Below are 9,900 nucleotides of genomic sequence, written 5' to 3'. Positions count from 1 at the left end.
GAGCAGGGGGCGCGCCGTGCGGCGTGCTGCTGTGCGGAGTTGCCTGGAGAGGCCGCCGACCGGTCCGGGTGGGCCCGAACAGGCCGGTTCAGCAGGCCTCTTGGGCGACCACGGGCTGGGCCCGGTCGGTGCGGTCGGCCCGGTCGACCTGGTCGGTCGGCTCGACCGGCGCGGCCGGGTCGGGAACGGGCGGGACCGGAGCGGTGGCGGCCGGCGGCTCGGCCGCCCGCCGCGCGGGCAGCGGCAGCCGCCCCTCCGCGAGAGCCAGCGCGGCGATGACCACCGCGCCGCCCACCGGCACGTTCCAGGTGACGGACTCGCCGAGGGCCGCCGCGCCGACGATCACGGAGAACACCGGGACCAGGTAGTTGACGCCGGAGGCCGTGGTCGGACCCGCGTCCGCGATGAGCCGGTTCATCAGGACGAAGGCGATACCGGTGGAGGCGCCGCCGAGGACCAGGAGGGACAGCAGCGGGCCGGCCGTCAGCTCGCCCGGCAGGTCCCAGCCGATGCTGAAGGTGGTGATCAGACCGGTGATGACCATGGCGGAGGTGAGCTGCGCGGCGGTCACGGCGAGCGCCGGGATCTTGTACGGGGAGATGAACCGGCGGAGGTAGACGAAGCTGATCGCGTAGCTGATCGCCGCCCCGACACAGGCGAGTTGGCCGCCGATGGAACCGAATCCGTCGGTCCGCCACGGCCCGACCACGACGATCAGGCCGACGAACCCGATCACGAGTCCGGTCACCTTGCGGGCCGTGGGCTTCTCCGTGCGGATGGCCAGGGCGGCGAGCCCCAGGGTGACCAGCGGTGTGGCGCCCTGGATGACACCGGCGATGGTCGCGGTGGTGTGCTGCTCGCCGACGGCGAAGAGGGTGAACGGCACGACGTTGCCGAACACCGAGGCGATGGCGATGTGTCCCCAGACCGCGCGGTCGGGGAAGGAGCCCTTGGTCACGGCGAGGATCAGGCCGACGACGAGAGCGCCCACGAGGAGCCGGCCGAAGGCGAGTTGGAGCGGGGCGAAGGCGTCCAGCGACACCTTGATGAAGGCGAAGCTGCACCCCCACAGGGCGGCGAGCAGGCCGAAGCGGGCCCAGTTGACGGGATGCATGTGATGACTCCTGAGAGTTGTCGAACGGGACGGGGAACGGGACGGGGAACGGAGAACAGGGACGGGGAACAGCAGACGGGGAACAGCCGACGGACGTGCACCGGGCCGGACGTGCACCGGGCCGGACGTGTACCGGGAGGGGCAGGTCAGGGCTCGCCGATCTCGAACTGGTCGTACTTCTCCATGAGCGCGACCATCTCGGCCCGCGACGGGGTGTTCCCGTCGGCCAACAGCTCGGCCAGACCGGTGAAGTAGGCCTCGCGGTTCTCCGCGGGCGTGAAGATGATCAGCATCTCCGCCGGTGCGTCGCTGTCGTTGCGGAAGCCGTGCACGGCGTGCTCGGGCACGTGCAGGAAGTCGCCGGCGTGGGCCTTGTGCCACCCCGTGCCGTCGTGGACGGTGACCTCTCCGGAGATGACGTAGAACGACTCGGAGATCCGGGTGTGGTAGTGCGGGGCCGCTCCGGCGGCGCCCGGCAGCATGTGGTGGTGGAAGAGGCCGAGGCGGCCGTCGGTGGTCTCGGCGAGCGCGATGTACCGGGTGGTGGTGGTCTCCCCGATACGTACCTTGACGGCGTCGCCGAACCTCTTCAGGGTCGAGACCAGCAGCGTCATGACGGGTCCTCCCACATGCTCAGGTACCGCTCGCCGGTGTCGGGCAGGACGGTGACGACGGTCTTGTCCCGGTACTCGGGACGGGCGGCGACCGACTGCGCGGCGTGCACGGCCGCACCGGAGGAGACCCCGACGAACAGGCCCTGCCCTGCGGCGAGTCGGCGGGCGGTGTGCAGCGCGTCCGCGTCGCTGACGGCGATCACCTCGTCGATCAGGGAGACGTCGGTCGTCGGGGCGATGAAGCCGCCGTTGAGCCCGGGGATGCGGTGCCGTCCCGCCTGCCCGCCCGACAGCAGCGGGGACCCCTGCGGCTCGACCGCGACGATCCGTACCCCGGAGTCGTACTCCCGCAGATGACGGGCGATCCCGGTGAGGGTGCCGCCGGTGCCCACCGCGCAGACCAGGGTGTCGACGCGGCGGCCGGTCGACGCGAGCGCGGCGGTGATCTCGGGGCCGGTGGTGGCGTAGTGGGCCTCGACGTTGTCCGCGTTCTCGTGCTGGCAGGGGAACCAGGAGCCCGGGGTGGACGCGTGGATCTCCTCGGCCTTCTCGATCGCTCCCGGGTAGCCGCGGTCCGCGGGGGTCTGGACGACCTCGGCGCCCAGCGCCGCCAGCAGCCGCACCCGTTCCGTCGTCGCGTTGTCGGGCAGCACGATGACGCAGCGGTAGCCGCGGGCCGCGGCCAGGGCGGCCAGCGAGATGCCGGTGTTGCCCGAGGTGGCCTCGACGATCGTGCCGCCCGGCGCCAGATCGCCGCGCGCCTCGGCCGCCCTGAGCATGTAGAGGGCCGCCCGGTCCTTGCTGCTGGACATCGGGTTGGCGGCCTCCAGCTTGGCCAGTATCTCGGCGCCCGGCGCCAGGCCTTCGAGCCTCAGCCGGATCAGCGGGGTGGCGCCCACCAGGTCGTCGATGCCGTCGGCGACGGCCGGCCGGACCAGGGACGGTTGGGAGGTGTGCGGTGCGAGGGTGCGCATGGTGTGATTCCTTGTCAGATCTGGGCCTGCGGGCGGAAGGGGCGGGAACACCGGGCTGCGGGCGGGGAGACCGGAGGGAGGCGGACCGGTGGCGCGGAAGGCGGTCGAGCGGGAGCCGGGGGATCCGGCGGCGGGAGGTCGGGCGGCGGGAGGTCCGGGGACGGGGGAGCGGCTACCAGGAACCGGCCGAGGCGATGCTCGCGATGGTGTCCTCGGCCGGGCGGCCCGGGGTGCGCCCGGAAGCGGTGGCGGCCAGCATCCGCATCCCCTCCGGCACGTCCTTGTTGACCAGGGCCTGGGCGCCGATGATCGCGTCGTCGCCGACGGTCACCGGGCCGAGCACGGTGGCGTTGGTGCCGAGGATGACGTTGCGGCCCACGACCGGATGCCGGCGGTCGCCCTGCGGCCTGTTGTTGTCGCTCCACCAGCCGACCGCGCCGAGCGTCACCTGGTGGTAGATCGTCACGTCGTCGCCGATCGTGCACGTCTCGCCGATGACCACCGCGGCTCCGTGGTCGATGAACACCCGGCGGCCCAGTACCGCCCCGGGATGGATCTCGACCGCGGTCAGCCGGCGGGCCCAGCGGGCCAGCAGCCGTGCCGTCATCCGGTGTCCTCCGGTGTGCAGCCGGTGGGCGATCCGGTGCGTCCACAGGGCGGTCAGCGCGGGGTGCAGCGCGGCTTCGAGACGGCCGCGGACGGAGGGGTCGCGCTCGACGACGACGCGCAGGTCCTCCCGCATCACCCGTATCAGCCGCAGCGGGCCGGTACCGGGGAGGGACGGAGGAGTGGCCGTCGGCGCGGTGGCCCGGGTGCCGGCCGGGTCGGTCCGCCGGAAGGGCAGGACAGAGGCGGGCTCCTTGTCGGTGGCGCTCATGGGGGCTCCAGTCGGTGAGGAAGGGGCGGCCGTGGACGGGTCCGGGACGGTGTGCGGGGGCACGTTCCGCTCCCGGTGAGGAGGGGGAGCCCGACGGCCGCGGCTGTGGTCGAGGTCCCGAGAAGACGGTGCCCCACGCCGTTCCCGCTCTCTTCCCGCCCGGTTCCCGCCGCCCACCGGTGCGCGGGAGCGGTTCGGCGGCCCGGCCGGGAACGTACGGGGAGGGATCCGGGAACGGGCGGCGGGACACTCCCGTCGAGCGCCACTCCGCGCGGAAACGCGTGGGCACGGCCGGAACAGTCGGTCCGGCGCCCTCACGCATCAAGGAAGCATCCACACATGTACGAACATTCAGTTGACCGGCCATCAGTTGCCCGGCCGTCAGTTGTCCGGGGCACCCCGGACATGGGCGAGCGCGACAGCCGCCGGATCCCGCCCGCCGTCGAGGAGACGAGGAGCCAGCCATGAGCGCGACGGCCGACCGCTACCGAGAGCCGCACCCCCCGGACAGTGCTCCGCAGCGCCTGCTGCTGCTCTGTCCTTCGGCCCGCCTCGTCCGCGAGGCCGTCGCGGCGGGTTTCGCCGTACGGGTGCTCGCGGACGCCTCCCTCACTCCGGAGGCCCAGGAGGCCCAGGAGTCCCAAGGGTCCCAAGGGTCCCAGGAATCCCCGGACGCCCCGGATTCCCTGAAGCCCGCGAAGTCCCCCCATGCTCCGCGCTGCCCGGACGAGGACCTTCCCCCCGGGACACCGGTGGAGCTCGTCGACCTCACGGACGAGACCGCGCTGGTCGAGGCGATCGACGTCGCGGTCCGGGTCCACGGGACGCAACGGCTGCTGGCCTTCGCCGGCACGGCCGCCCTTCCCGCGGTCGCGAAGACCGCGGCCCGTCTCGGCGTGACCCCCAACCCGGTCGACGCGGCCCGGCTGCTGGGCGAACCCGCGGCCATGAGGGCCCTGCTCAACGGCAGCAGGCACTCGTACGTACCCGCCGCACAGGCCCGCACGGCCCAGGAACTGCCCGCCGCGGTCGAGGAGATCGGCGCGCCCGTCACCGTACGCACCCTGCCGTCCTCCACGCGGACCGCGTCCTGTCCCAGCGGGTCGGCGGGTGAGCGTTCTTATCTCGTGGAGCAGTATCTGGAGGGCCCGGAGTACGGCGTCGTGACGCTCACCGTCGACGGTATGCACCGGGTCGTCGGTGTCGTGGCACTGCACGGCGCCTGGCATCCCAGCAGCCATCTGTTCCCGGCCCCCCTGGGGGAACGGGACGAGGCGGAGGCGCGCGCGATCGCGACCGAGCTGCTCGACCTCGCCGGGTACGAGTTCGGCTACGCCTACACCGTGGTCGTCCTGACCGCCGACGGCCCACGCGTGGTGCGTTCCCGGGCCGACTACCCGGACGAGCCGCTCGCCTCCCTGATCGAGCTCGCGACGGGCTTCTGCGCCGAGGCGGAACTCGTCCAGGCGCTGGCCGGGAAACCCGTGAACGTGCCGACGGCCGACCGGTACGCCGCCGTCGCGTCCTACCGGCTGCCCGTGGGGCGGCTGTTGTCGGTGTCGGGCCTCGAATCGATCTCCGAGCTGCCCGGCGTGCACCGGGTCCACTTCCCGTACGCGTCCGGGGACGACATCCCCGGCCACGGCGGCGGCGCGGACGGCTATGTGCTGCTGAGCGCGGAGTCCACGCAGGAGGCCGCGGAGACGGTCACCGAGGCGGGACGGCTGCTGCGCGCGGAGGTGAGCCGGCGCCCCGACCACCTCTGAGGTCCGGTACGCCGCTGTCGTACACCCCTGCCGTACGCCTCTGCCGTACGCCGCCCGCACGGCCCGAAGGAGGCCGTGCGGGCGGTCGTCGTGGGCCTGCGCGGGCCCCGCCGAAGGGGTTCCCGGGTGCTTCCCCGCCGCACCCGACGGGCCGGTAACAGACCCGGAACGGGCCGGGAGCGCCCGGCGCGACCTTTCTTTCTGTCAGCACCGCAGATCGCGACGACAGAAGGCGGACAACATGATTCTCAAGGGCTTCGGAACCTCGGCCGGTCTCTTCGCCTCCGCGGCGGTCACCCTGGCTCTCGCAGCCGGTGTCGCCGCCGGGACGGCCGCCGTGAGCCCCGCCTCGGACGAGGGTCCGAACGTCGTCCCCGGCTTCTCGCTCGCCCTGGACACCGCCTCGGACCGCGGCCCGGCCCGCACACTCGCCTCCGACGAGGGCCCGAACGTCATCACCACCGGCATAGAGGGCGACGAGGGTCCGAACATCGTGACGGCCGGTGTGGAGGGCGACGAAGGCCCGAACGTCGTCGCGGCCGGCGCCGAGGGCGATGAGGGCCCGAACGTCGTCGCGGCCGGTGTGGAGGGTGACGAGGGTCCGAACGTCGTGACGGCCGGTGCCGACGGTGACGAGGGTCCGAACGTCGTCGCGGTCGGCGCCGAGGGTGACGAAGGCCCCAACGTGGTCACCGATGGTGTGAACGGTGACGAGGGCCCCAACTTCTACGCCGCCTGAACCGCTTGAGGCCCGCCCCCGGACGTCGCGTCCGCCCCGCCCGCTGAACCTCGCCCCACATGCCGATGCCCGCCGTGACGAACGGCGGGCATCGGCATGTGGCGTTCCACCCGACCGGCGTTCCACCCGGCCGGCGGGTCAGTCCGCCCGGCGGTAACGGCCCGGGATCCCCATCGCACGGAACGCCTCCTCGGCGGCAGCCCCCCGCTCGGCCGCCCCCTCGGCATCCCCCAGCGCCGCCAGGGCCCGGGCGATGCCGTCCAGGGCGTAGGCCTCCTCCACCCGGTGGCCCAGCCGGGCCGCGGACGCGTGGGCCTGCCGGTGCAGCCCCAGCGCCCGTTCGTCGTCGCCGTCCCGGTGGAAGAACCGTCCCGCGGTGTTCCACACGGTGACCTCCCGTACGGGCGCGTCCTCCAGCCCCTTGGCGGCAAGGGCCTCCTCCACCCAGGGCAGCACCTGCTGCCGCCGCCCGAGCCGGCCCTCGGCCTCCGCGGACAGGACGAGCTGCAGCGCCCGGTCGGCCGGGGCCAGCGCACCGGGGGCACGCTCGCGGGCCGCCGCCAGCGTACGGGCGGCCGTCGCCACGTCACCCATGGCCAGCTGGACCTGCGCGAGATCGCTCAGTCCCACGAGTTCCTTCTCCGACGCGCCCAGTTTGCGGGCGAGTTCGATGGACCGGGTCGCCGCGCTCACCGCCTCCTCGAAGCAGCCGCGTTCCATGTAGACGCCGCTGACGTTCGACAGGGACTCCGACTCGGCCCGCTCGGCGCCGAGTTCGCGCTTGAGGGCGATCGACTGCTCAAGGCGGGGCAGTGCCTCGTCGAAGCGGCCGGTGGTGGCGAGCAGCAGGCCCAGGACGCCGGTGTCCTTGGCCTGGCCGCGCCGGTCGCCCAGTTCCACCGCCAGTTCGTGCGCCTCGACCGCCGCCGCTATGCCGTCCTCGAACCTGCCGCGCTTCCAGCAGGCGACCGCCAGATTGGACAGGCTCAGCCGCAGCAGATCGGTCTCGTTCAGACGGCGGGCCGCGGCGAGCGCGGTACGGCACAGGGCGAGGAAGTCGTCGAGCCTGCCCCGCAGATCGAGGTGGAAGACGACGTTCGCCGCGAGCAGGGCGACCTCACGGTCCAGACCCCGGCGGAAGGCCAGGGCGATCGCCGCGAGCAGACTGTCCTGCTCGCGTTCGAACCAGTCGCGGGCGGCTTCCGGCGTGGCCAGCGGGGCCAGTTCCGGCTGGAACGAGGGTGTTGGACGGGCCATCCGCACCCGGCCGGGGAAGAGCAGGTCGCAGGCGGCGTCCGAGGCGGTGAGCGAGAACTCCAGCAGGCGCCGGACCGCGCCCGCGGCCTCCTCGGAGAACTCGCCGGTGCCACCGGAACTCCGCGTGTGCGACAGCATGAGGGCGAAGCTGCGCACGAGGTCGTGGAACGCGTAGCGGCCCGGCTCGTGCTGCTGCACGAGGTGCATGTCGAGCAGATACTCCAGGACGTCCTCGGCGTCCCTGACCCCCAGGTCGAGCAGGGCCGCCGCCGTGTAGACGTCGAGATCGGCGCCCGGGTACTGGCCGAGGAGCCGGAAGGATTTGCGGTAGTCGGCGCCCAGTCCCTCGTACGACAGCCGCAGGGTGACCTCCACGCTGCGTTCGCCGGCGCTGAGTTCGGCGAGGCGGTGGGTGTCGTCGCGGAGCCGGTCCACGAGGTAGCGCACGGTCCAGCGGGGTCGTTTGCGCAGTCGTGCCGCGGCGATGCGCAGGGCGAGCGGGAGGTGCCCGGCCAGGTCGGCGAGGTCGGCGACGGCCGTGGGTTCGGCCTCCGCGCGGCGCTCTCCGATGATGCCGACGATCAGGGCGACGCTGTCCGGCGGCGCCATCGTGCCCAGGGACACCGAGTGCGCCGCGTCGAGGTCGACGAGCAGGGCACGGCTGGTGATCAGGACGACCGTGCCGGTGGGCGAGGCGAGGAGCGGCTTCACCTGAGCCTCGTCGACTACGTTGTCAAGCAACAGGATCATCCGGTGCTTGGTCATGGTGGAGCGCCACAGATTGATACGGCCCTGCGGGTCGTCGGGGATGCGTTCGCCGGGGATGCCGAGCATGCGCAGCAGGGCCTCGGCCGCGGCGGGCGGGGCGAGGGGTTCCTCGCCCGGGGTGTAGCCGCGCAGGTCGAGATGGAGCTGGGCGTCGGGGTACTGCTCGGTGAGACGGTGTGCGGCGCGCACGGCCAGCGACGTCTTGCCGCTGCCGCCCATGCCGTCGATGGCGATGATCAGGGGGCCCGAACCGGTGGCACCCTCCACGAAGCCGAGGAGCTTGTGCAGTTCCTCCTCGCGGCCGGTGAAGTCCCGCAGGTCGTAGGGGAGGGTGGAGCGGCTGCCGGTCACGGCCGGGGCCGCGGTCGGCGAGGGTGCGGCGACGACGGTCAGGGAGGGTTCGTTGCGCAGGATGGCCTGGTGCAGCTCGCGTAAGGCGTCGCCCGGCTGGATGCCGAGTTCCTCGTCGAGCAGGGCGCGGATGTTCCCGTACTCCTCCAGTGCCTCGGCCTGGCGGCCCGAGCGGTACAGGGCGAGCATGAGCTGGCCGCGGAGGGTCTCGCGCAGTGGATTGCCGCCGATCGCCTCGCGGATACCGGCGACCAGTTCGGCGCCCTCCCCGGCCTCCAGTCTGAGGTCGAAGAGCTGCTCCACCGCGGTCATGCGGCGTTCCTCCAACGAGGCGGAGGCCGCGTCGACGACCGCTCCGCCGTTGCCGGACAGCACCGGGCCGCGCCACAGGGCGACCGCTTCGCGCAGGAGTGCCGTCGCCTCCACGGCGAGGCCGGCGGTGGCGTGGTCGCGGGCCCGCCGCAGGGCGTCGGTGAACTGCAGCAGGTCCAGTTGCTCGGTCGTGACGGCGGCGCGGTAGCCGGGGCCGTCCGTCGCGATGAGGGTGCGTCCGTCGGGGATGCGCTGGCGCAGTTCGGCGACGGCCTTGCGTACCTGGTGGGCCGCGGTGGCCGGGGCGTCCTCGTCCCAGACGGCTTCGACGAGCCGGTGGACCGGCAGGACGCGCTGGGGTTCGAGGAGCAGCGTCACCAGGACGCGTTCGCTGACGGGCCCGCCGACGTGGACGCGCTCGTCACCGTCCCAACATTCCAGAGACCCGAGGATGCGAAAGCGTACGGGCGGTGTTTGGCGCATGGCGCGTGCCCTCTCCTCGGTCCGGGGGCGGCCGCCCCCGGCGCTGCTCGCCTGCGGGGAGCAGCGGGGCGGAGCTCGCGGCAGGACCGGAGACCGCTTCCCATTCCTCGATGTTCCGCAGGGAACCGCGCTGGGCGGCCATCACTGTCGTGTACATCCTGACCCACAATGTGTACCGACCGGTGCGGCTTCACACGTCTCGTGGCTGAGACGCGGGGCGCGCTGGTGGATATCGGACAAGTTTTTGTAGGGGTTTAGGCTTTGCGCAGGTCGCCGACGGGTGAACGGACCGGGTGCAACGGGCATACCGCGGGCGGGCGTCGACGGCCGGCTGCCCCGGCCGCGAAGGAGCCCCTCCCGGAGCACGGGAACGGCACGAAGCGAAGCATCGTTTCTGCACCGGCTGTGTCGCGGAGCGTAGTTCCCGTACGCTTCCCGGCCGGGTCAGAGGTCAGGGGCGCAGCCCCACCACTGAAGGGCGCGGGGAACCGCGCGACCCGCCCCCACCGGCCCGCAGCCGAAGTCCCCCCGCCCCGCCCGGCGTTCCGAAGCGAAAGCGCAAACGCACACGGCCGGTGGCCGACGGCGGAAACCGTCGGCCCCCCGGCGGGGTCCTGCGGGGTTGTCGAGGGGGCCACCACACCA

General features: G+C 72.9%; 7 protein-coding genes. 2 read left to right on the top strand and 5 right to left on the bottom strand.

The window, feature by feature from the left end:
* Positions 1-88: 88 nt before the first annotated feature.
* From ACFVH5_RS41905 to epsC, 4 genes are all read right to left on the bottom strand, one after another.
* The gene (locus ACFVH5_RS41905) at positions 89-1,114 is read right to left on the bottom strand and encodes a DMT family transporter (RefSeq protein ID WP_385838938.1); all 1,026 of its coding nucleotides are present in this window, start codon (positions 1,112-1,114) and stop codon (positions 89-91) included.
* A 146-nt stretch (positions 1,115-1,260) separates the two neighbouring features.
* Positions 1,261-1,728 carry a cupin domain-containing protein gene (locus ACFVH5_RS41900; RefSeq protein ID WP_385838937.1) on the bottom strand — a complete coding sequence of 156 codons (468 nt, stop codon included), beginning with the start codon at positions 1,726-1,728 and terminating at the stop codon, positions 1,261-1,263.
* Complete coding sequence (locus ACFVH5_RS41895) at positions 1,725-2,702, bottom strand: PLP-dependent cysteine synthase family protein (protein WP_385838936.1); 978 nt, start codon at positions 2,700-2,702, stop codon at positions 1,725-1,727. Before ACFVH5_RS41895 ends, ACFVH5_RS41900 begins: the two co-directional genes overlap by 4 nt.
* A gap of 172 nt (positions 2,703-2,874) precedes the next feature.
* On the bottom strand, positions 2,875-3,579 hold the full coding sequence (gene epsC, locus ACFVH5_RS41890; protein ID WP_385838934.1) for a serine O-acetyltransferase EpsC: 705 nt from the start codon (positions 3,577-3,579) through the stop codon (positions 2,875-2,877).
* A 464-nt stretch (positions 3,580-4,043) separates the two neighbouring features.
* On the opposite strand from epsC, the gene ACFVH5_RS41885 reads away from it, so the two are divergent.
* Entirely contained in the window at positions 4,044-5,345 is a 1,302-nt protein-coding gene (locus tag ACFVH5_RS41885) for a hypothetical protein (protein WP_385838933.1), read from the top strand.
* A gap of 241 nt (positions 5,346-5,586) precedes the next feature.
* Positions 5,587-6,084, top strand: coding sequence for a hypothetical protein (locus tag ACFVH5_RS41880; RefSeq protein WP_385838932.1), 498 nt, complete (start codon positions 5,587-5,589; stop codon positions 6,082-6,084).
* Between the two features lie 138 nt (positions 6,085-6,222).
* Here ACFVH5_RS41880 and ACFVH5_RS41875 read toward each other — a convergent pair whose 3' ends face one another.
* Positions 6,223-9,255 (bottom strand): BTAD domain-containing putative transcriptional regulator, encoded by a 3,033-nt coding sequence (locus ACFVH5_RS41875; RefSeq protein WP_385838930.1) that lies wholly within the window; start codon positions 9,253-9,255, stop codon positions 6,223-6,225.
* Between the last annotated feature and the right edge of the window lie 645 nt (positions 9,256-9,900).

It is taken from the genome of Streptomyces sp. NPDC127119, assembly GCF_042677425.1.
Taxonomy (GTDB): domain Bacteria; phylum Actinomycetota; class Actinomycetes; order Streptomycetales; family Streptomycetaceae; genus Streptomyces.
This window is presented reverse-complemented; position numbering and strand designations above follow the sequence as displayed.

Bases quoted from the DNA above. Each gene is read 5' to 3' on its own strand.
- ACFVH5_RS41895 (WP_385838936.1), bottom strand. From the start codon at position 2,702: ATGCGCACCCTCGCACCGCACACCTCCCAACCGTCCCTGGTCCGGCCG.
- ACFVH5_RS41885 (WP_385838933.1), top strand. From the start codon at position 4,044: ATGAGCGCGACGGCCGACCGCTACCGAGAGCCGCACCCCCCGGACAGT.
- ACFVH5_RS41875 (WP_385838930.1), bottom strand. From the start codon at position 9,255: ATGCGCCAAACACCGCCCGTACGCTTTCGCATCCTCGGGTCTCTGGAA.
- ACFVH5_RS41880 (WP_385838932.1), top strand. From the start codon at position 5,587: ATGATTCTCAAGGGCTTCGGAACCTCGGCCGGTCTCTTCGCCTCCGCG.
- ACFVH5_RS41905 (WP_385838938.1), bottom strand. From the start codon at position 1,114: ATGCATCCCGTCAACTGGGCCCGCTTCGGCCTGCTCGCCGCCCTGTGG.
- ACFVH5_RS41900 (WP_385838937.1), bottom strand. From the start codon at position 1,728: ATGACGCTGCTGGTCTCGACCCTGAAGAGGTTCGGCGACGCCGTCAAG.
- epsC (WP_385838934.1), bottom strand. From the start codon at position 3,579: ATGAGCGCCACCGACAAGGAGCCCGCCTCTGTCCTGCCCTTCCGGCGG.